17 protein-coding genes are annotated in these 20,587 nt (G+C 59.8%); 8 read left to right on the top strand and 9 right to left on the bottom strand.

Going from position 1 to position 20,587, the window contains the following annotated elements; all coding sequences use genetic code 11:
- Positions 1–16: 16 nt before the first annotated feature.
- Positions 17–184, top strand: a complete 168-nt coding sequence (locus E3Z29_RS27420; RefSeq protein ID WP_007963754.1) for a DUF2474 domain-containing protein — start codon at positions 17–19, stop codon at positions 182–184.
- A 75-nt stretch (positions 185–259) separates the two neighbouring features.
- Here E3Z29_RS27420 and E3Z29_RS27415 read toward each other — a convergent pair whose 3' ends face one another.
- Together E3Z29_RS27415 and E3Z29_RS27410 are read right to left on the bottom strand one after the other, a co-directional pair.
- Positions 260–1,384, bottom strand: coding sequence for a class I SAM-dependent methyltransferase (locus E3Z29_RS27415; protein ID WP_134787374.1), 1,125 nt, complete (start codon positions 1,382–1,384; stop codon positions 260–262).
- A 151-nt stretch (positions 1,385–1,535) separates the two neighbouring features.
- Entirely contained in the window at positions 1,536–2,264 is a 729-nt protein-coding gene (locus E3Z29_RS27410; protein ID WP_098965721.1) for an autoinducer binding domain-containing protein, read from the bottom strand.
- Positions 2,265–2,594: 330 nt separating this feature from the next.
- On the opposite strand from E3Z29_RS27410, the gene E3Z29_RS27405 reads away from it, so the two are divergent.
- Positions 2,595–3,371: a ferredoxin--NADP reductase gene (locus E3Z29_RS27405; protein ID WP_027612842.1), complete on the top strand. Its 777-nt coding sequence runs from the start codon at positions 2,595–2,597 to the stop codon at positions 3,369–3,371.
- 42 nt (positions 3,372–3,413) lie between these two features.
- Here the strand turns inward: E3Z29_RS27405 and mscL are convergent, their stop codons facing one another.
- On the bottom strand, positions 3,414–3,827 hold the full coding sequence (mscL, locus tag E3Z29_RS27400) for a large-conductance mechanosensitive channel protein MscL (RefSeq protein ID WP_027612841.1): 414 nt from the start codon (positions 3,825–3,827) through the stop codon (positions 3,414–3,416).
- A 285-nt stretch (positions 3,828–4,112) separates the two neighbouring features.
- On the opposite strand from mscL, the gene katB reads away from it, so the two are divergent.
- The 3 genes from katB to radA are packed head-to-tail and all read left to right on the top strand — an operon-like array spanning position 4,113 to position 7,662.
- Positions 4,113–5,654, top strand: coding sequence for a catalase KatB (katB, locus tag E3Z29_RS27395; protein ID WP_098965718.1), 1,542 nt, complete (start codon positions 4,113–4,115; stop codon positions 5,652–5,654).
- A gap of 60 nt (positions 5,655–5,714) precedes the next feature.
- Positions 5,715–6,251, top strand: a complete 537-nt coding sequence (locus E3Z29_RS27390; RefSeq protein ID WP_098965717.1) for an ankyrin repeat domain-containing protein — start codon at positions 5,715–5,717, stop codon at positions 6,249–6,251.
- A 43-nt stretch (positions 6,252–6,294) separates the two neighbouring features.
- The gene (gene radA / locus E3Z29_RS27385; protein WP_134787373.1) at positions 6,295–7,662 is read left to right on the top strand and encodes a DNA repair protein RadA; all 1,368 of its coding nucleotides are present in this window, start codon (positions 6,295–6,297) and stop codon (positions 7,660–7,662) included.
- A gap of 149 nt (positions 7,663–7,811) precedes the next feature.
- On the opposite strand, the gene E3Z29_RS27380 is transcribed toward radA, so the two are convergent.
- Positions 7,812–8,180: a PilZ domain-containing protein gene (locus E3Z29_RS27380; protein ID WP_098965715.1), complete on the bottom strand. Its 369-nt coding sequence runs from the start codon at positions 8,178–8,180 to the stop codon at positions 7,812–7,814.
- Positions 8,181–8,339: 159 nt separating this feature from the next.
- Between E3Z29_RS27380 and E3Z29_RS27375 the strand changes: the two genes are divergently transcribed.
- The 3 genes from E3Z29_RS27375 (at position 8,340) to yjiA (ending at position 11,743) form a co-directional block, all read left to right on the top strand.
- Positions 8,340–10,406: a carbon starvation CstA family protein gene (locus E3Z29_RS27375; protein WP_007963766.1), complete on the top strand. Its 2,067-nt coding sequence runs from the start codon at positions 8,340–8,342 to the stop codon at positions 10,404–10,406.
- Positions 10,407–10,421: 15 nt separating this feature from the next.
- Positions 10,422–10,619, top strand: coding sequence for a YbdD/YjiX family protein (locus E3Z29_RS27370; protein WP_003228401.1), 198 nt, complete (start codon positions 10,422–10,424; stop codon positions 10,617–10,619).
- A gap of 152 nt (positions 10,620–10,771) precedes the next feature.
- The gene (gene yjiA, locus E3Z29_RS27365) at positions 10,772–11,743 is read left to right on the top strand and encodes a GTPase (RefSeq protein ID WP_098965713.1); all 972 of its coding nucleotides are present in this window, start codon (positions 10,772–10,774) and stop codon (positions 11,741–11,743) included.
- Between the two features lie 116 nt (positions 11,744–11,859).
- Here the strand turns inward: yjiA and E3Z29_RS27360 are convergent, their stop codons facing one another.
- The 5 genes from E3Z29_RS27360 to E3Z29_RS27340 form a co-directional block, all read right to left on the bottom strand.
- Complete coding sequence (locus E3Z29_RS27360) at positions 11,860–12,570, bottom strand: GntR family transcriptional regulator (RefSeq protein WP_134787372.1); 711 nt, start codon at positions 12,568–12,570, stop codon at positions 11,860–11,862.
- Between the two features lie 23 nt (positions 12,571–12,593).
- Entirely contained in the window at positions 12,594–13,298 is a 705-nt protein-coding gene (locus E3Z29_RS27355) for a FadR/GntR family transcriptional regulator (RefSeq protein ID WP_027612834.1), read from the bottom strand.
- 84 nt (positions 13,299–13,382) lie between these two features.
- Positions 13,383–14,696, bottom strand: coding sequence for a C4-dicarboxylate transporter DctA (locus E3Z29_RS27350; RefSeq protein WP_097089270.1), 1,314 nt, complete (start codon positions 14,694–14,696; stop codon positions 13,383–13,385).
- A gap of 279 nt (positions 14,697–14,975) precedes the next feature.
- Complete coding sequence (glyA, locus tag E3Z29_RS27345; protein ID WP_003228394.1) at positions 14,976–16,229, bottom strand: serine hydroxymethyltransferase; 1,254 nt, start codon at positions 16,227–16,229, stop codon at positions 14,976–14,978.
- Between the two features lie 331 nt (positions 16,230–16,560).
- Positions 16,561–20,409, bottom strand: a complete 3,849-nt coding sequence (locus E3Z29_RS27340) for a bifunctional diguanylate cyclase/phosphodiesterase (protein ID WP_134787371.1) — start codon at positions 20,407–20,409, stop codon at positions 16,561–16,563.
- Positions 20,410–20,587: the final 178 nt, after the last annotated feature.

Below are 20,587 nucleotides of genomic sequence, written 5' to 3'. Positions count from 1 at the left end.
CAAGAGGAACGATGCAATGAACGGCAAACATTCCCTGCACGAGATTGAAGAAGCCGAAAAAAAGCCGCTGTGGCAGCGGCTCGGCTGGTTGGCCCTGATCTGGATCGGTAGCGTCGGCGCGCTGTTCATTGCCGCCAGCCTGATGCGCCTGTTCATGAACGCGGCCGGCCTGACCACACACTGAAACATCCCGTCCCGCTGCCCTTGGGCACGGTTTTATGACCCTCCGCATTGCGGAGGGTTTTTTTTGCCTGACGCTTTACTTGCGGGCTTTGAGAATCACGAATTTCGGTGTGGCAGCCACTTGCTCGACGCCACGGAACAGCCGCGCCAGTTTGCTGTGATAACCCAGGTGCCGGTTGCCGACGATGTACAACGCACCGCCCACCACCAGCGCCTCGCGGGCCTGCTGGAACATGCGCCAGGCGAGGAAATCGCCGACCACCTGTTGTTGATGGAACGGCGGATTGCACAGCACTACGTCCAGCGATTGCGGCGCCTGTCCGGCCAGACCATCGCCAGCGCGCACGAGCACTTCGCGCTCGCCCAGCGCGGCGCGCCAGTTCTCGGCGGCCGATTGCACGGCCATGAACGATTCGTCGACCAGCGTGTAGTGCGCGTCGGGGTTGTGCAGGGCGCTGGCGATGGCCAGGACGCCGTTACCGCAGCCGAGGTCGGCGACCCGGGCGCTGCCGAGGTTCTTGGGCAGGTGCGGGAGAAAAGCTCGGGTGCCAATATCCAGGCCTTCACGGCAAAACACGTTGGCGTGGTTGAGCAATTCGATGGCCGGCTCGTCGAGCTGATAGCGCGAAGGGTAGGGCGAGGTCGCCGGAGCTTTGGTCTCGGGCGTCGCGATCAACAGGCGAGCTTTCTTCACCGCCAGTGAAGCCTGTACCGGGCCAATGTAACGCTCCAGCAGATCACCGGCTGCGCGCGGCAAATGCTTGACCATGGCCGCTGCCACCACTTCGGCGCCGGGTGCCAGTAGCCCTTGCAGGCGGATCAGTTGCTCTTCCAGCAATGCCAGCGTTTTGGGCACGCGGATCAGCACTCGGTCGAACGGCCCGACCAACGGCTCACTGGCCGCAATCCCGCGCACGGCATCAAATGCCAGGCCGTTGCGTACCAGGTTCTTTTCCAGGCCCTGGAATGCGAGAAACGAGTCGCCACTGCTGCTGACCTGAACCTTGCCCGCCAGACTCGCCGCCAGCGCTCCGAAGCTGTCATTGAGTACCAATACCCGAGTGTCTGCCGTCGGTTGTTGCGCGGCCAGATGATTGAGCAGGTATTCGTCAGCCGCATCGAACGCTTGCAGCGGTTCATTCTGCTGCTCGGGCTGGCGGATCAGGTCGAGTTGGGCAAAGGGCGTTTCGAGCAAGGGCATGGTACGGGAACTCTGGTTATTCAACGGGTGGCCCGCAGCCCAGGGCATCGCGCAGCGGAACCGTCCGAGTGAAATACAACGTCAAGGTTCACGTCATCACTCAGGAAGGTCGCAGATGGTACGTTTTTTTCCGTTGAAATACTCGCAGCTTTTAGTGGGCAGGCATGTCGAGAAGGCCGCAACTCTTGGCAGCAATGACCGCAGAAATCTTGTTGCAGACGTTCAGTTTGAGAATCACGTTTTGCACGTGGTAATTCACCGTCCGCTCGCTCAGGCAGAGGATCCTGGCAATCTCATAGGCCGTCTTGCCGAGCGCCGATAGCTTGAGCACTTCCAGTTCTCGCGGTGAAAGGCGTGGGGGGGCGGGCTTTTTGACCGGTTTGGGCAAGGTTTTGGCGAACAGGTCACTCAGGTGGCTGGTCGCGTAAAACATATAGCCAAAATGCTCGTACAACTCGAGCGGACTTAATGGACCGTTTTTCCTGGCGAGGCTCAGGGTGCTGCACAGCCCGCTGTCTTCGTGGTGGAACGACTGCGACCAACCGTGTCGCAATCCATGTTTCTGTTGGGCGTCCCACAGCGACAAGGTTTGCGAAAACACGTCCTCGGTCCAGACAATCGGCAGCATTGAACGACTGCAGTGTGCTATTACCGGATCGATTTTCCGGTAGTTTTGTCTTTCATAAAGTTGGTTCCACTCTTTCGGATAGTTATTGATTTGCAAGGTCTTTAAGTCAGCGTTCCGATTGTTTGATGTCAATGAGATGGCACAAAAATTGAAGCCAATATTTTGAGCGAATCGCAGCAAGATCGGATAAGCGGTCTCTATTTCTCTTGCGAAAGTCAGTTGCTTTAATTGCGACTCCTTCCACATTTCCATCACTCACTCTCCATGAGTCGTTCGTAGGGTGCTTTTTATGGATCCAATCGGATCCCGCACGCAACCGAGTGTAGGACAGGTCTTACAAATGGCGTTGAATTTTTTTGCTCTTGGAGGGGGCGGTTAGTTGCTGGAAAGGTTATTAGTCATCAATAACGCGTTGGATTTAACCTGTCATTCAATCGGACTTTGAATACTGCTGTATTAACGGCATTTGGGTTTAATTCTCATTTTTTCGGGCGGTCTGAACGGTAAACCACTACAAAAGCAGTGGTGTTTATGCTCTGAGTTTGCGCGAGACTGTCAGGGTCTTTTCCGTGGAGTGCCCCCATGACTGTCAGCGCAGATAAATTTACTGCCCAGACCTTGCTCGACGTGCAGCCTTTGACCCCCAGTCTGTTTACCCTGCGCACCACGCGCGATACGGGCTTCAGGTTTCGCGCGGGACAATTCGCTCGCCTGGGGGTGACAAAGGCTGATGGCAGCACGGTCTGGCGTGCTTACTCGATGGTCTCTTCACCCTTCGACGAGTTTCTCGAGTTCTTCTCCATCGTGGTGCCAGGTGGCGAATTCACCAGTGAACTTAGTCGCTTGCAGGTCGGCGATACCCTGCTGGTGGAACGCCAGGCTTTTGGTTACCTGACGCTGGATCGGTTTGTCGACGGTCGGGATTTGTGGCTGTTATCCACCGGGACCGGGGTTGCGCCGTTTCTGTCGATTCTGCAGGATTTCGAAGTGTGGGAGCGATTCGAGCGGATCATTCTGGTGTACAGCGTGCGCGAAGCGCGGGAACTGGCCTATCAGTCGTTGATTGCAGAACTGTCCGAGCGTGATTACCTGGCAGAACACGCCCACAAACTGCAGTTCATTCCCACCGTTACCCGAGAAAAGGTTCCTGGTGCCTTGCATGGCCGTATTACCAGCCTGATTGAAAGCGGCGAGCTGGAGCGTGAAGCCGGCGTTGAACTGGCCCCCGAGCACTCGCGCGTCATGCTGTGCGGCAATCCGCAGATGATCGACGACACCCGGGCACTGCTGAAGAAACGCCACATGAGCCTGAGCCTGACGCGGCGGCCGGGACAGGTGGCGGTGGAAAACTACTGGTAAAAAAACGGCGCCATCAGGCGCCGTTCTTTATTCATCAAGCAGTCAAGGCCGGTTGTTCTGGGCCTTGAGCAGATCGCGGATCTCACCGAGCAACTCTTCTTCCTTGGTCGGAACCGGTGGCAGGGAAGGGGCTACGGCTTCTTCGCGTTTAAGGCGGTTGATGGCTTTGACACCCATGAAGATCGCGAAGGCGACGATCACGAAGTCCAGAATGCTCTGGATGAATTTACCGTAAGCCATGACCACGGCAGGGGCGTTGCCCTCGGCGGCTTTAAGCGTGATGGCCAGATCACTGAAGTCCACCCCTCCGATCAACAGGCCGATTGGCGGCATGATCACGTCGCCGACAAACGACGAAACAATTTTGCCAAAGGCGGCACCGATGATGATACCGACGGCCATGTCGACCACATTGCCTTTGACCGCGAAGGCCTTGAACTCACTTAGCACGCCCATAGGTTATTTCCTTGTTACAGATGAGGTTGGTGTACGCAGTGTAAATCAGCAAACGCGTCCTGCGCGAAACACCTTCTTACAATGCCCGTTTTTATCGACCGATAAATCTGCAATTAGTTTGCAAAGTGCCACTAATCGCGCGCGAAATACGCCGTAACACGCTGATCGGGAAGCCAAAATTTTCAATCGTCGGGTTACGAACTTTCTATTTATGTTCGCGGACTTAGCCCTCTAGCCTCTGGTTGGCGCACCTGGATGCGCCCAAAAGAACCAGAGGAACCTGATATGAATTCCACCCTTGGACTGGGGGCTTTTCCCCATCGCCGTACGCTCGGCGTACTCACCGCCAGCCTGTTGACCTTCTCCGTGCACGCCGCGCCCCTGACCCGGGATAATGGTGCAGCGGTGGGCGACAATCAGAACTCGCAAACCGCCGGCGCCAACGGCCCGGTGCTGCTGCAAGACGTGCAACTGATCCAGAAACTCCAGCGTTTCGACCGTGAGCGCATTCCCGAGCGTGTGGTGCATGCCCGCGGTACCGGTGCCCATGGCACGTTCACCGTGACCAACGACCTCAGCGACCTGAGCAAGGCCAAGGTATTCGCTGCCGGGCAGGTGACGCCAGTGTTCGTGCGCTTCTCCGCAGTGGTTCACGGTAACCACTCCCCGGAAACCCTGCGCGATCCACGGGGCTTTGCCACCAAGTTCTACACCGCTGATGGCAACTGGGACCTGGTCGGCAACAACTTCCCGACCTTCTTCATTCGCGACGCGATCAAGTTTCCGGACATGGTCCATGCGTTCAAACCCGATCCACGTACCAACCTTGACGATGACTCGCGTCGTTTCGACTTCTTCTCCCACGTGCCGGAAGCCACTCGCACGCTGACCGAGCTGTATTCCAATTCGGGTACTCCAGCCAGTTATCGGGAAATGGACGGTAATGGCGTGCATGCCTACAAGTTGGTTAACGCCAAAGGCGAAGTGCACTATGTGAAGTTCCACTGGAAAAGTTTGCAGGGCATCAAAAACCTGACACCTGAACAAGTCGAGAAAGTTCAGGGCAAAGATTACAGTCATATGACTAATGATCTGGTCAGTCATATCAATAAGGGTGATTTCCCGAAATGGGACTTGTACATCCAAGTGCTGAATCCGCAAGATTTGTCCAAGTTTGATTTCGATCCATTGGACGCTACCAAGATCTGGCCGAATGTTCCTGAACGAAAAGTTGGACAAATGGTGTTGAACCGTAATCCGGCCAATGTATTCCAGGAAACCGAACAAGTTGCCATGGCCCCGGCCAATGTTGTGCCGGGTATCGAACCTTCAGAAGATCGTCTGTTGCAAGGTCGAGTGTTTTCTTATGCCGATACGCAGATGTATCGTCTGGGAGCCAATGCCCTGCAGTTGCCGATCAACGCGCCAAAAGTTGCGGTCAACAATGGCAATCAGGACGGTGCGATGAACTTTGCAGCCACGCAGTCTGGCGTGAACTATCAGCCAAGCCGCCTGCAACCGCGTGAAGAGCCGCAGAGCGCGCGTTACAGCCAGCTGGCACTGTCGGGCAGCACCCAGCAGGCGAAGATTCAGCGTGAGCAGAACTTCAAACAGGCCGGGGATCTGTATCGCTCGTTCAGCCAGCAGGAGCGTCAGGACCTGATCGCCAGCTTCGGCGGTTCGCTGGCGACCACCGATGACGAGAGCAAGCACATCATCCTGTCCTTTCTTTATAAGGCAGATCCGGAATACGGCACCGGTGTGACCAAAGTGGCCAAGGGTGACCTGAGCCGGGTCAAGGCGCTGGCAGCGAAACTGGTCGACTGATCTCGACGCCATGCAACGCGGGGCCTGATTCAGGCCCCGTTCTGCCCAAGGAGAGCGTTTATGCGTGCCTTTCTTTTACTGTTGCTCGGTTGCCTGTCATTTACAGCGCTGGCCGAACAGAACCCCGAGGCGATCAAGGCGCAGTTGCAGGATTACTATTTCGATGCCGCCCGGCGTGGTGATGTGCCGATGCTCGAGACCTTTATCGAGTCCGGTTATTCCCTCGATACCCGCGACAGCAAGGGCTACACGGCTTTGATTCTGGCGGCGTATCACGGCCAGGGCGCAGCAGTTGACCGGTTACTGGCGGCGGGCGCTGATGCCTGCGCGCAGGACCAACGTGGCAACACAGCGCTGATGGGCGCGATTTTCAAAGGAGAGATGCAGATTGCTCGAAGGCTGATGGCCACCGATTGCAGCCCCGATCAGCGCAACGGCGCAGGCCAGACTGCGGCGATGTACGCCGGGTTGTTCAAGCGTGTCGAACTGCTCGATGCGCTCAAGGCCAAAGGCGCCGATCTCAATGCCGAAGACCCGCTGGGCAATAGCGCCGCGCGTCTGGCCAACGGCGAAATCCGCACCGCCGCACCGCGCTGAGCGGTGGCTGCGTTATCATCGCGGTTTTTGCCGGGGGATCCAGATGGCCAAGGCCAAGCGCATGTACGGCTGCACCGAGTGCGGCGCAACCTTTCCCAAGTGGGCAGGCCAGTGCGGCGAGTGCGGCGCCTGGAACACCCTGACCGAAACCATGATCGAAAGCGGCGGGGCCACGGCGCCCACCGGGCGTACCGGCTGGGCCGGGCAGCAGGCGCAGATCAAGACCCTGGCCGAAGTCAGCATCGAGGAGATTCCGCGCTTCTCCACCGCGTCCGGTGAGCTGGATCGGGTTTTGGGTGGCGGTCTGGTCGACGGCTCGGTGGTGCTGATCGGTGGTGACCCGGGCATCGGCAAGTCGACGATTCTGTTACAGACCCTGTGCAACCTCGCCAAGAGCATGCCAGCGCTGTACGTCACCGGCGAAGAATCCCAGCAGCAGGTGGCGATGCGCGCCCGGCGTCTGGGGTTGCCCCAGGATCAACTGCGGGTGATGACCGAAACCTGCATCGAAACCATCATCGCCACCGCCCGTCAGGAAAAACCCAAGGTGATGGTGATCGACTCGATCCAGACCATTTTCACCGAACAATTGCAGTCGGCCCCCGGCGGCGTGTCGCAGGTACGCGAGAGCGCGGCGCTGCTGGTGCGTTATGCCAAGCAGAGCGGCACGGCGATTTTCCTCGTTGGTCACGTTACCAAGGAAGGCGCGCTCGCCGGTCCGCGAGTGCTGGAGCACATGGTCGATACCGTGCTGTATTTCGAAGGCGAATCCGATGGCCGTTTGCGTCTGTTGCGGGCGGTGAAAAACCGTTTCGGTGCGGTCAACGAGCTGGGTGTGTTCGGCATGACCGACAAGGGCCTGAAAGAAGTCTCCAACCCGTCGGCGATTTTTCTCACCCGTGCCCAGGAAGAAGTCCCGGGCAGTGTGGTCATGGCGACGTGGGAAGGCACCCGGCCGATGCTGGTGGAAGTTCAGGCGCTGGTGGACGACAGTCATCTGGCCAATCCGCGCCGCGTGACGTTGGGCCTTGATCAGAACCGATTGGCAATGTTGTTGGCGGTATTGCACCGTCACGGTGGTATTCCGACCCACGACCAGGACGTGTTCCTCAACGTGGTCGGCGGGGTGAAGGTGTTGGAGACAGCATCGGATCTGGCGTTGATGGCGGCGGTGATGTCGAGCTTGCGCAACCGGCCATTGCCGCATGATTTGCTGGTGTTTGGTGAAGTCGGTTTGTCCGGCGAAGTGCGCCCGGTGCCGAGCGGTCAGGAGCGCTTGAAGGAAGCGGCCAAGCATGGCTTCAAACGGGCAATCGTGCCCAAGGGCAATGCACCGAAAGAGGCGCCGACGGGGTTACAGATCATTGCCGTGACCCGGCTGGAACAGGCGCTCGACGCACTGTTCGAGTAACCGCCGTTCCCTTGTTTGAATGAAATCCTGTAGTGAGGGGATTTATCCCCGATGGGCTGCGCAGCAGACCCAGATTTATCAGGGCCGCTCCGCGCCCCATCGGGGATAAATCCCCTCACCACAAGAGTGTTCCCACGTTGATTTGGCGGCTAGATTTCGATCAAGGCACCCAATTCGCGCTCAAGCTCGGTTTCATCCGCCAGATTCAGCTCGATCAACCGCCGCAAGCGCTGGATCGATTCCAGACTGATATGCCGGCATTTAAACCCCAGTTGCCCGTGATCCTCGTGGGCCAGATGCACATCCATCTGAATATTCACGTCATCGCTCAGATGAATGTCGACGAAGAAATCCTGCTCCTTGTCCCCCAGCCACGGCTCCGGCTTCTCGATCAGCAAGCCCTTGAGCGACAGGTCGATCAACTTCACCGGCCAGATGAAGTGGCCCTGACTCAGCTCGGTTCTGGCATCGAACGCAATACGTTTGAAGCGACGGCGATTGGCTGGGTGTTCGCTCATGGCGCAATCCTCGGGAGAGTTCGCTGACTATAGACCCGACTTGCGGGTGGCTGCCAATCAACGAGCCGTCTAGACCAACGTCGGGGTATGGCCTTTGGCGCCGTAAGCGCTAAACTCGGGGTGGCTGTCTTTCTTGTCCACCCTGGCTGGAATAATAAAATGAAAAATAATAATAGCCTGCTACGCCACTTACCCTGGCTAGTGCTGGCAATCGTAGGAGCGTGCGCCCTGGGCGTAGTGGCATTGCGCCGAGGAGAGGCGATCAACGCCTTGTGGATCGTGGTCGCGGCAGTGGCCATTTATCTGGTTGCGTACCGTTACTACAGCCTGTTCATCGCCAACAATGTGATGCAACTGGATCCGCGTCGGGCCACCCCCGCCGTGCTCAACAACGACGGTCTGGACTACGTGCCGACCAACAAACACATTCTGTTCGGTCACCACTTCGCGGCCATTGCCGGCGCAGGCCCGCTGGTCGGCCCGGTACTGGCGGCGCAGATGGGTTATCTGCCCGGCACGCTGTGGCTGATTGCCGGGGTGGTGCTGGCGGGCGCGGTGCAGGACTTCATGGTCCTGTTCATGTCGACCCGGCGCAACGGCCGTTCCCTGGGCGACATGGTGCGTGAAGAAATGGGCCGCATCCCCGGCACCATCGCCCTGTTCGGCTGCTTCCTGATCATGATCATCATCCTCGCGGTGCTGGCGCTGATCGTGGTCAAGGCACTGGCGGAGAGCCCATGGGGCATCTTCACCGTGATGGCGACCATCCCGATCGCGATGTTCATGGGCATCTACATGCGCTACATCCGCCCGGGCCGCATCGGCGAGATCTCGGTCATCGGCGTGTTGCTGCTGCTCGGTTCCATCTGGCTCGGTGGGCAGATTGCCGCTGATCCGGTGTGGGCCAAGGCCTTCAGCTTCACCGGTGTGCAAATCACCTGGATGCTGATCGGTTACGGCTTCGTTGCCGCCGTGTTGCCGGTGTGGCTGATTCTGGCGCCGCGCGACTACCTGTCGACGTTCCTCAAGATCGGCACCATCATCGCACTGGCGATCGGCATTCTGGTAACCATGCCCGAGCTGAAAATGCCGGCGCTGACCCAGTTCGTCGACGGCACCGGGCCGGTGTGGAAGGGCGGTCTGTTCCCGTTCCTGTTCATCACCATCGCTTGCGGTGCGGTATCGGGTTTCCACGCGCTGATCTCGTCGGGCACCACGCCGAAGCTGCTGGATAACGAAACCAACGCCCGTTACATCGGTTACGGCGGCATGCTGATGGAATCGTTTGTAGCGATCATGGCGATGGTTGCCGCTTCGGTGATCGAGCCGGGCGTGTACTTCGCCATGAACAGCCCGGCCGCGGTGGTCGGTGGTGACGTGGCATCGGTGGCGCAGATGGTCAGCAGTTGGGGCTTCGCGATCACGCCGGAGGCACTGCAAGCTGTGGCGCATGACATTGGCGAAACCACCATCCTGGCTCGTGCCGGCGGTGCGCCGACCCTGGCGGTCGGTATCGCGCAGATCCTGCACAGTGTCCTGCCCGGTGAAAACACCATGGCGTTCTGGTACCACTTCGCGATCCTGTTCGAAGCGCTGTTCATCCTGACCGCTGTGGACGCCGGCACCCGTGCCGGGCGCTTCATGCTGCAGGACCTGCTCGGCTCCTTCGTTCCGGCGCTCAAGCGTACCGAATCGTGGACCGCCAACCTGATCGCCACCGCCGGTTGTGTGGCGATGTGGGGCTGGTTGCTGTATCAGGGCGTCATCGATCCACTGGGCGGCATCAACACCCTGTGGCCACTGTTCGGTATCTCCAACCAGATGCTGGCCGGTATCGCGCTGATGCTCGGCACTGTGGTCCTGATCAAGATGAAGCGTCAGCGCTACATCTGGGTCACCCTGCTGCCAGCCGCCTGGCTGCTGATCTGCACCACCACCGCAGGCTTCATCAAGCTGTTCGACGCCAACCCGGCGATCGGCTTCCTGTCGCTGGCCAAGAAGTACAGCGATGCCCTGGCCGCCGGCCAAGTCATTGCCCCGGCCAAGAGCATCGAGCAGATGCAGCACGTGATCTTCAACGCCTACACCAACGCAACGCTCACTGCGCTGTTCCTGTTCGTGGTCTTCAGCATCCTGTTCTATGCGCTCAAGGTCGGCATCGCCGCCTGGGGCAAGAAAGAGCGTACGGATAAAGAATCGCCATTCCAGGCCCTGCCGGACGCGTAACCAGAGGATTGCACGATGTTCAATGACCTGAGTCGCCTCGGTAAATACCTCGGTCAGGCCGCACGCCTGATGGTCGGCATGCCCGACTACGACACCTACGTCGAGCATATGCAAACCAAACACCCGGACAAACCGGTGATGAGCTACGAGATGTTCTTCCGCGAACGTCAGGAAGCGCGTTACGGTGGCAAGGGTGGGCCGAAGTGCTGTTGAGCTGACAGCCTGCGGTTGAGGTAATCCCCCGGTGGGAGCGGGCTTGCTCGCGAATACGGAGTGTCAGTTGATACGTGTGGTGACTGACACACCGCTTTCGCGAGCAAGCCCGCTCCCACATTTGTTTTGTGTTTCTTTAAGGAGATCGTGTTTTGTCTTCTCCCATACCCGTAACGGTACTCAGCGGTTTCCTCGGTGCCGGCAAGACCACCTTGTTGCGCCATCTGCTCAAAGCCGAGCATGGCCTGAAGATCGCCGTGATCGAGAACGAATTCAGCGACGCCGGCATCGACACCCAGTTGCTCGGCGACGAACCGGTGCAAGTCATGACCCTGGCCAACGGCTGCGTCTGCTGCACCATCCACACTGACCTGACCAAGGCCTTGTACCTGCTGCTCGAACGCCTGGACAACGGCGAAATCGCCTTCGATCGCTTGGTGATCGAGTGCACCGGTCTGGCCGACCCGGCCCCGGTGGCGCAGACCTTTTTCATCGATGAGGAACTGCGCGAGCGTTATCTGCTCGACGGCATCATCACCCTCGTGGATGCCGCCCATGCCGACCAGCACCTGACCCAGACCATTGCTCAGGCGCAGATCGGTTTCGCCGACCGCTTGCTGGTGAGCAAGACCGATCTGGTGGATGAGGCCACGTTCACCGCGCTGGGCGAACGCCTGACGCGGATCAATCGTCGCGCGCCGATCCGCGTGGTCGAGCATGGCAACATCGATCTGGCCGAACTGCTCGACGTGCGTGGCTTCAATCTCAATGCCGACCTCGATGGCGGGGTGAGCCTGCGTCCGGTGAGCAAGGCGCCTTCCATCGACCGTATCTCCAGCCTGGTGCTGCGCACAGACCAGCCGCTGGATATCGATCAGCTCAGCGAGTTCATGAATGAGCTGCTGGAAGAACATGGCAAGCAGTTGTTGCGCTACAAGGGCGTGTTGAACATCGCTGGCGAGGATCGGCGGCTGGTGTTTCAGGGCGTACTGAAACTTTACGGATTCGACTGGGACACCGAGTGGGCCGAGGGTGAGGCGCGGGAAAGTGTGATTGTGTTTATTGCCGATGATTTGCCGGAAGAGAAGATTCGGGCCGGGTTTGCCAGAGTGACTTCTGCCTGATGGTTTCTCGGCGCCAGGGCTGACACCTTCGCGAGCAAGCCCGCTCCCACAGTAGGCCGCATTCTGTCAGGAGGAATGCAATTCACTGTGGGAGCGGGCTTGCTCGCGAAGGCGATCTAACCGGCGACACGATGCTCAAGGGCTGTACCCAGCAAGGTCTGCTCAAGATGATCCAGGTGTTGATTCATCAGTCGCTCAGCCATGGACATATCCCCAGACGCGACCGCCTCGACAATCGCCAGATGCTCCTGCCACGCGCAGCAACCGGGCGTCGATCCATCACACCGCGCAATCGCCAGCGACGTCAACGGCACCAGACTGCCAAGAAAATGCGCCAACGGTGCATTCCCCGCCATCCGTGCCAACTGCAGATGAAACTCGCCGGACAAACGAATCGCCGCCGCACGCCGTTCCTGAGCCACGGCCAGACGTTCGCGTTCGACCAGCGTGCGCAAGCGTTTCAAACCCTCCGCTGAGGCATTCTGACAAGCCAGACGCACCAGCGTCGCTTCGGTCAGGCGCCGGGCGTGCAGGGTTTGCCGGGTCTGCTCGGCATCCGGTGCGGCCACCCGTGGCCGATGGTTGGCGCGCAGCACAATCACCTGCTCATGGGACAACTGCGTCAGCACCCGGCGCACATCGGCGCGGCTGACGCCAAACATCTGCTTGAGACTGTCTTCGGTGAAGCGGCTGGCCGGGTCGATTCGCCGGTCCAGAATCGCGTCGAACAGCCGCGGGTATAGATCATCTGCCGGCGCCTGCAGGCGGGAGAAGGGCAGGGGGGCCGACATCTGACGAGTGTGCGGCGACGTGGCAAGGCTGTTCATGGCCGGTCTCCAGTGTGAATCAATCAGTGGCTGAGGTTGTCATCCGGAATGTTCAATTCAACGCCCATCCGTTGGCCTTCGCGCAGAATGTGCCGACGCATTTCGGCGCTGGCCTGAGCGCTGTTCTTGCTGCGGATTGCGCGCACCACCGCTTCGTTTTCTTCCAGGCGTTCGGCCAGATGCTCAGGCGAATTGCGCAGCACTTCGGCGCTTTGCTTGAGGGCATTGCTCGTTTGCTGCACCACACTCTGGAAGATCGGGTTCGAGGTCAGGGTGAACAGCTCCTCGTGGAAGGCGATGTAGGCGCTGACCCCGGCTTCACTGTCACCGGCTTCAAGGGCTTCGCGCATGTCCATCAGGGTCAGACGCAATTGCCCGACTTCCTTGCTGCTGATCGACTGCGCGACCAGACCGACGATGAACGGCTCTAGGGTGTAGCGCAGTTGCAGCACGTCTTCGAGGCTGGCGCCGGCCACCGCGCTGTCGTGGCTCTGGCTGTCGCTGAGTTGGGCGTCGAGCACCACCACGCCTTTGCCCGGCATCGAACGCACCAGGCCAAGGGTTTCCAGGACGATCACCGCTTCGCGCAGGCTTGGGCGGCTGATGCCCAGTTGTTCGGCCAGTTCGCGCTGGCCCGGCAGCATGTCGCCGGAGCGCCACTGACCACGGGCGAGGGCGGCGCGCAGTTTTTCTACGACTGAGTTGACGACGGTTGATGTGGTGATCACTTGTCTTGCTCCGTGAGCCCGTTGGGGCTGCCGCAAACAGGATCAAAAGATCGCAGCCTGCGGCAGCTCCTGCGGGGTTGAAAATCAGAACTCTTGCTGGTGCGCCGGAGTTCCGCTTTTACGCGGTTGAAAGGTGTAGCCCTGCTGACCGCTGAGTACTTTGTTTGCGCGTTGCACATCGATGTCCTTTTCCCAACGGGCGATGGCCACGGTGGCGACGCAGTTGCCGATCAGGTTGGTCAGTGCCCGGCCGATGCCCATGAACCAGTCCACCGCCAGTACCAGCACCAGACCCACGACCGGAATCGCCGGGATCGCCGTCAGCGTCGCCGCCAGAATCACCAGCGCCGAGCCGGGAATGCCGTGGGCGCCCTTGGAAGTGATCAGCGACACCAGCAGAATCGTCAGCAGATCGGTCATCGCCAGTGGCGTGCCGGTGGCGTTGGCGATGAACACGATGGCCAGGGTCAGGTAGATCGAGAAACCGTCGAGGTTGAACGAATAGCCGGTGGGAATCACCAGCCCGACTGTCGAGCTGCCAATCCCCAGGTGTTCAAGTTTGCGCATGATCTGTGGCAGCACGGCGTCGGAAGAAGCGGTGCCCATGACGATCAGCAATTCTTCGCGCAGGTACTTGAGCAGGGGCCACAGACGCAGGCCCGAGGCGCGCATTACCACGCCGAGGATCACACTGACGAACGCCATGCAGGTCAGGTAGAACAGGCCGACCAGACTGCCCAGATGTTGCAGCGAATCGAGGCCGTACTTGCTGGTGGTGAAGGCGATGGCGCCGAACACGCCGATCGGCGCCAGGCGTACGATCATGCCCATGATCCGGAAGATCACATGGCTCAGCTCGTTGATCAGCCGTGAGATCCCGGAAGCCGCTTCGCCCACCAGATTCAGCGCGCTGCCGAACAGCACCGAGAACAGCAGTACCTGCAGGATGTTGTTGTCGGCGAAGGCTCCGAGCACCGAGGTCGGAATCAGGTCCATCAGGAACTGCGTGGTGGTGTGCATATGCTGGCCGCGTTCGGCGATGTCGCCCATGTCGGCGGCGGACAACTGCTCCAGATGGATATTCGCGCCACTGCCGATGCCGGTGCTGAAGGCGAATACCAGACCGATCACCAGCGCGATGGTGGTCAGCACTTCAAAGTAGATCACCGACTTGAGGCCGATGCGCCCGACCTTCTTCAGATCACCTGCGCCGCTGATGCCGCTGACCACCACGCAGAACACGATCAGGCCGATAAGCATCTTGATCAGTTTGATGAAGCCGTCACCCAGTGGTTTGAGCTGAGCGGAATATTCGGGAAGGGTCAGCCCGCAGACGATGCCGAGCACCAGTCCGAGAACCACTTGGAGGAAGATTGAACGCGAGCACCATCTGAGCATGGGAGGAATCCTGGTCGGTGTCCTGGCTGCCGTGCGCCTTTGGGCGCATCAGATTCAGAACTTAATTATTGTGGTCTTACCGGTATGTCCAGTGCGGGTGCAGTCTAGGCGCGGATTTTTGCGGATCGCAAGTGAAAATTGACGAATTGGCATGACCGGTCTGACCAGTTGTGCGGTGAGTCCCATTCTTGAGCGGTTCAGGCGTTTGAAAAAATGTAGGCACAAAAAAACCGGCCAATCACTTGGCCGGTTTTTCATGCTGCGGATTTAACGTCGCTATTACGCGCCGTACACCGGCAGTTTCTTGCAGATGGCTTTGACTTTCTCACGAACGGCGTCGATCACCGCTTCGTTGTTCAGGTCAGCCAGGATGTCGCAGATCCAGCCGGCCAGCTCTTTGCACTCTGCTTCCTTGAAGCCGCGAGTGGTCACAGCCGGGGTGCCGAAGCGCAGGCCGGAGGTGACGAATGGCGAGCGTGGATCGTTTGGCACGGAGTTCTTGTTCACGGTGATGAACGCTTTGCCCAGAGCGGCGTCGGCGTCTTTACCGGAGATGTCCTGCTTGATCAGCGACAGCAGGAACAGGTGGTTCTTGGTCCCGCCGGACACCACGTCGAAACCGCGCTCGATGAACACTTCGGCCATGGCTTGGGCGTTCTTCACCACTTGTTCCTGGTAAGCCTTGAACTCAGGCTGCAGCGCTTCCTTGAAGCAGATCGCTTTAGCGGCGATCACGTGCTCCAGCGGGCCACCCTGGGCGCCCGGGAATACTGCGGAGTTCAGCTTCTTCTCGATCTCGGCGTTGGCGCGCGCCAGGATCAGACCGCCACGAGGACCGCGCAGGGTCTTGTGGGTGGTGGTGGTGACCACGTCAGCGAATGGCACCGGGTTCGGGTAGACGCCAGCGGCGACCAGACCGGCCACGTGAGCCATGTCGACGAACAGGTAGGCACCGACTTTGTCAGCGATGGCGCGGAAGCGTGGGAAGTCGAGAATCTGCGAGTAGGCAGAGAAACCGGCCACGATCATTTTCGGCTTGTGCTCAACCGCCAGACGCTCGACTTCGTCGTAGTCGATCAGGCCGTTGGCGTCGATGCCGTACTGCACGGCGTTGTACAGCTTTCCGGAGGAGGAAACGCTGGCACCGTGAGTCAGGTGACCACCGTGGGCCAGGCTCATGCCCAGGATGGTGTCGCCACCTTGCAGCAGGGCCAGGTAAACAGCGGCGTTGGCTTGCGAACCGGCGTGCGGCTGAACGTTGGCGTAATCGGCGCCGAACAGCTCTTTGGCACGGTCGATGGCCAGTTGTTCAACAACGTCGACGTACTCGCAACCACCGTAGTAGCGCTTGCCCGGGTAGCCTTCGGCGTATTTGTTGGTCAGTACCGAGCCTTGAGCTTCCATCACCGCAGGGCTGGTGTAGTTTTCCGAAGCGATCAGCTCAATGTGCTCTTCCTGGCGCTGAGCTTCTTGCTCCATGGCGGCAAAGAGATCGGCGTCGTACTTGGCAATAGTCAAATCACGGCTGAACATGGCGGTCCTCAAGGATCGGGGGCAGAAAAGGGGGGCATTCTAACCCAATGGGTTTTGGATGGCATATGAAACGACATCATGTCGCAGACAAGTGGCGTTCATGCCAGATGTGCGGTGCTTTTGCTGGCTCCACAATGGCCGCGTTTCAACCGGAGAATACTGATCCACGGCAAGTCCCTGTGGCAGCCAGCCTGCTGGGGATGGCTGCACCGCAGATTTTTCCGGCGTCTGTACCGGCCCTTTCGCGAGCAAGCCCGCTCCCACAGGGATGGGCATTCCAATGTGGGAGCGGGCTTGCTCGCGAAGGCGTCATTGGCGGTGCCGCAAAAAATCAGTCGAACATGAATAGCGCATCATTGCTGAACTGCGCTTCAAAACGGCTCGCCGGCATCGGTCGTCCGAACAGGTAGCCCTGAACCTCATCGCAGCCGTGCTCGCGCAGGAAGTCCAGTTGCTCATGGGTTTCCACGCCCTCGGCGATTACCGCCAGATTGAGGCTGTGGGCCATGGCGATGATTGCGCGAGCGATCTGCGCATCCTGTTCGCCTGACGGCAGGCCGTCGACGAAAGTGCGGTCGATCTTCAGCACGTCGATCGGGAATTGCTTGAGGTAGTTCAGCGACGAATAACCGGTGCCGAAGTCGTCGACCGCAATGCTCAGGCCCAGGTTTTTCAGCCCGGCCAGAATCTGCATCGCCTCGCTGACTTCGCGCATCAGGATACTTTCGGTCAGTTCCAGCTCCAGACACGCCGGCGGCAGCCCGGTTTCCCGCAGAATCGTCGCGATGCGCGTACCGAGCTGGCCATCGGAGAACTGCCGCGCCGAAATGTTCACCGAGACCTTCGGCACGCGCACGCGGTTCTGGTGCCAGGTCTTGAGCTGACGGCAGGCCTCGCTGATCACCCAGTCGCCAACGTCGACCACCAGACCCAGCTCTTCCAGCACCGGAATGAAATCCCCCGGCGGCACCAGCCCGCGACGCGGATGACGCCAACGCAGCAGCGCTTCGGCGCCAGTCAGGCGTTTGCCGTCGCCGCTGAATTGCGGCTGGTAGTACAGGACAAATTCGTTCTGCTCCAGCGCATGACGCAGGTCGCTTTCCAGCTCCAGACGTTCCAGTGCACTGGCGTTCATGTCGGCCTGATAGAACTGGAAGTTGTTCTTGCCGCGCTCCTTGGCGTGGTACATCGCGGTGTCGGCGTTCTTCATCAACTGGCTGAGTTCGTTGCCGTCCTGCGGGCTCAGGGCGATGCCGATACTGGCGGTGACGAAGAACTCGCGACCTTCCAGCACAAATGGACGCACCAGGCTGGCGAGAATCTGCTCGGCCACATGAATCGCTCGGTTCAGCGCCATTTCGCGGCTGGAGCGGTGTTGCAGGAGCAAGGTGAACTCGTCACCGCCCATGCGCGCCACGGTGTCGTCATCGTCGACGCAGGCCAGCAACCGCGTGGCCATGTCTTTCAACATGCGGTCGCCAGCCGCGTGGCCGAGGGAGTCGTTGATCGGTTTGAAGCGGTCGAGGTCGAGGAACATCAGCACCACCCACGACTTCTGCCGTTCGGCCGATTGCAGCGCGGTATGCAGACGATCCTGGAACAGCGTGCGGTTCGGCAGGTGGGTCAGGGCGTCGTAGTAAGCGAGACGATGGATGCGTTGTTCGCTGGCCTTGCGCTCGCTGATGTCGCTGAAGAAGCACACGTAACTAGCCAGATCGCCTTCATCGTCGAGTACCGCCGTGATGCCGACCCACGCCGGGTAATGCTCGCCGTTACGGCGCTTGAGCCAGACTTCGCCTTCCCACGTGCTGTGCTGATGCAATTGCTTGAGCACGTAGCGCAGGTGCGCGTCCTGTTGCTCGTCGACGGTGAGCATGTTCGGCAACTGATCGAGCACCTCCGACACCGCGTAACCGCTGACCCGGCTGAAGGCTTCGTTGGCCTGCACGATGTAACCGGCCGGGTCGGTGATCAGGATCGCCGAGGTCGAGTGCTCGAATACGGTGGCGGCCATGCGCAAGTCTTTCTCGGCGCGGCGCTGCTGGCTGATGTCGCGACCGACGCCGAGCACGCCTTCGAACGCGCCGTGTTCGTCCCACACCAGCACCAGACGCAGCTCGATCGGGATCTTGCGGCCGTCGGCGCGCAGGCAGTCGAACAGGAACATCTGCGTCTGTACCTGGCTTCGCAGTTGCGCGAGTTGCTCAGGCTTGTCGAGCGCTTTGCTGACCCGATCCATCAAGGTGTAGATGCCGGATAGCTGCTGCGGGTTGGCGATCGTCGATTGCCAGCCATTCTGGAAGATCCACTCGGCGTCGTAACCCAGCACCGCCTGCACCGACGGGCTGACGTAGTTCAACGACAGCTTGCTGTCGGTGGAGAAAATCACATCGCTGATGCTTTCGGCGAGCATGCGGTAGCGCTGCTCGCTGTCGCGCAGCGATTCGCTGGCCTCGATCTGCTCGGTGATGTCCTTGGCCACGCCGATGATCCGCGTGACCTGATCATGTTTGTCACGGGCCAGCGCCTGCTCACGAATATCGAAGCGCCGCCACTTGCCGTCGCGATGGCGGAAGCGCAATTGGCACTGCAACAGCTGGCTGTACCCGGCGTGCCGCTGCATCTGCCGCGAGCGGTGGTAATAGTCGGCGTCTTCCGGGTGCAGCAGGATCTCCCAGAAATACTCGCCCATCTGATGCAGCTCGGAGCGGTTGTAACCGAGGGTCTGGCCGAGGTGGTGGTTGCTGAAAATCATCCGCTGGCTGATCACGTCCTGCACATACAGATGATCCGGCACGGTGCGCACCACGTCCGACCAGAAGCCTTCGCGCTCCAGCAGCGACAGTTCGATCAGCTTGCGGCTGGTGATGTCGTTGATGCTCAGAATCACCGCTTTATAGTCGTGCAGCTCCTCAGGCAGGCGCAGGACCATCCACAGGTGCTGATCGCGGCCGTTGATGTCCGGTAGTCTGATTTCCAGTTCCAGTTGATTCTGTTGCTGCAAAACTGCGTCGAGCACCTGGTTGCCGATGGCGCACTTGCTGTGCGGATGGCCGTCGATCAGCAACTGCCAGGCGTGCTCGCAGGAATTGACATTGAGCAGTTGCAGCGCCACCTGATTGACCTCGGTGACGCGCAGTTCCTGCAGCAGTTGCTGGCGCTGGGCCGGTTGGTCGAGCCAGGCCTTGAGCTGGTCGCTGGTCTGGATCTGTGCTTTGTCGAACACCTGCTTGAGGCCGGACAGGTCGAGCACGCACAACGCAACGCCAGTGCCTTCGAAGATGTCCTGATAGCGCCGGCGGCCTTCATGCAACTGGCGCTGGCGGCGACGCATGTTCAGCAGCGCGATCACCGGCAACATCGAGAACGCCAGGCCCAGCAGGCATTTGCCGATGAACGCCGGCAGCAGTTCTTCGAGCACGCGCTGACGATCGAACAGCCCGCGCAACTGCCAGTCGCTGCTGCTCAGCGGTACGGTGAGCACGGTGTTGGCCATGTCGTCCGGGCTCAGCACCCCGGGCCGGGCGGAGGATAGCGCTTCGTCGCGGCTGATGATCTGATGGTTGAGACGGTTTTCCACCAGCCACAACGGGCGGATGCCGGTTTCGCCCAGCTTGGTCAGCGAGTCGAAGAAGGTCGGGGTCAGGCGCAATACCCAGTAGCCGCGCGTGCTGCCGCTGGCCTGATGCAACAACAGATGCACCACCGAGCCGTCGTCGGCGTTACTGAAGTAATGCGCCTGGGCGCGGCTGCGGCGCACCAGTTCAGCGAGGTAATCGGCGTCGTGGCTGTCGCTGGCGCTGTCGTTGAGGATTTTCCCGGACGGGCTGAGCAGGGCCAGGCTGCGCAGGTCCGGCAGCGATTGCTGGAGCTTGCGCAGCAGCGCCTGCTGTTCGTCGGACGACTGCGGTTGTTCGACGATCGGTAGCAGGTTGAGGGCGATTTGCGCATTCAGCGACATGTTCAGGCTGACCTGCGAGGCGAGGTCGGCGGTGTAGTCGATGGTGTACTGGCGCTGGTTTTTCTGGGTCTCGCGCAATTGATCGAGCAGTTGCCAGAACAGCAGGGCCAGCAGCAAAAGTACCAGCGTCGCCAATGCCCCCTTCAATGTTCCGCGCAGGGGCGAGCCGGTCCCCGGATTGGACGCGCTCACAGAAGCTGGCGGGGTAACGTTGGACAAGCTGAAATCCTGCGGTTTGGCTGGACTGGCGCGACGTGCACTATAAGCCGGACGCCCGAAGGGCGGCTAGCATGCCTTGAGTTGTGGCGAAGTGCCAGCCCCACTCGGCTGGACTGCCACCGGTCATTCAGGTAGCTTTGCCGGTTACGCGGGAGCGTTCCAGCTCCTAGAATCAGAC

The sequence above is a fragment of the Pseudomonas sp. S150 genome (assembly GCF_004526365.1).
Classification (GTDB): domain Bacteria; phylum Pseudomonadota; class Gammaproteobacteria; order Pseudomonadales; family Pseudomonadaceae; genus Aquipseudomonas; species Aquipseudomonas putida_A.
This window is presented reverse-complemented; position numbering and strand designations above follow the sequence as displayed.

Bases quoted from the DNA above. Each gene is read 5' to 3' on its own strand.
- E3Z29_RS27420 (WP_007963754.1), top strand. From the start codon at position 17: ATGAACGGCAAACATTCCCTGCACGAGATTGAAGAAGCCGAAAAAAAG.
- E3Z29_RS27415 (WP_134787374.1), bottom strand. From the start codon at position 1,384: ATGCCCTTGCTCGAAACGCCCTTTGCCCAACTCGACCTGATCCGCCAG.
- E3Z29_RS27410 (WP_098965721.1), bottom strand. From the start codon at position 2,264: ATGGAAATGTGGAAGGAGTCGCAATTAAAGCAACTGACTTTCGCAAGA.
- E3Z29_RS27405 (WP_027612842.1), top strand. From the start codon at position 2,595: ATGACTGTCAGCGCAGATAAATTTACTGCCCAGACCTTGCTCGACGTG.
- mscL (WP_027612841.1), bottom strand. From the start codon at position 3,827: ATGGGCGTGCTAAGTGAGTTCAAGGCCTTCGCGGTCAAAGGCAATGTG.
- katB (WP_098965718.1), top strand. From the start codon at position 4,113: ATGAATTCCACCCTTGGACTGGGGGCTTTTCCCCATCGCCGTACGCTC.
- E3Z29_RS27390 (WP_098965717.1), top strand. From the start codon at position 5,715: ATGCGTGCCTTTCTTTTACTGTTGCTCGGTTGCCTGTCATTTACAGCG.
- radA (WP_134787373.1), top strand. From the start codon at position 6,295: ATGGCCAAGGCCAAGCGCATGTACGGCTGCACCGAGTGCGGCGCAACC.
- E3Z29_RS27380 (WP_098965715.1), bottom strand. From the start codon at position 8,180: ATGAGCGAACACCCAGCCAATCGCCGTCGCTTCAAACGTATTGCGTTC.
- E3Z29_RS27375 (WP_007963766.1), top strand. From the start codon at position 8,340: ATGAAAAATAATAATAGCCTGCTACGCCACTTACCCTGGCTAGTGCTG.
- E3Z29_RS27370 (WP_003228401.1), top strand. From the start codon at position 10,422: ATGTTCAATGACCTGAGTCGCCTCGGTAAATACCTCGGTCAGGCCGCA.
- E3Z29_RS27360 (WP_134787372.1), bottom strand. From the start codon at position 12,570: ATGAACAGCCTTGCCACGTCGCCGCACACTCGTCAGATGTCGGCCCCC.
- E3Z29_RS27350 (WP_097089270.1), bottom strand. From the start codon at position 14,696: ATGCTCAGATGGTGCTCGCGTTCAATCTTCCTCCAAGTGGTTCTCGGA.
- glyA (WP_003228394.1), bottom strand. From the start codon at position 16,229: ATGTTCAGCCGTGATTTGACTATTGCCAAGTACGACGCCGATCTCTTT.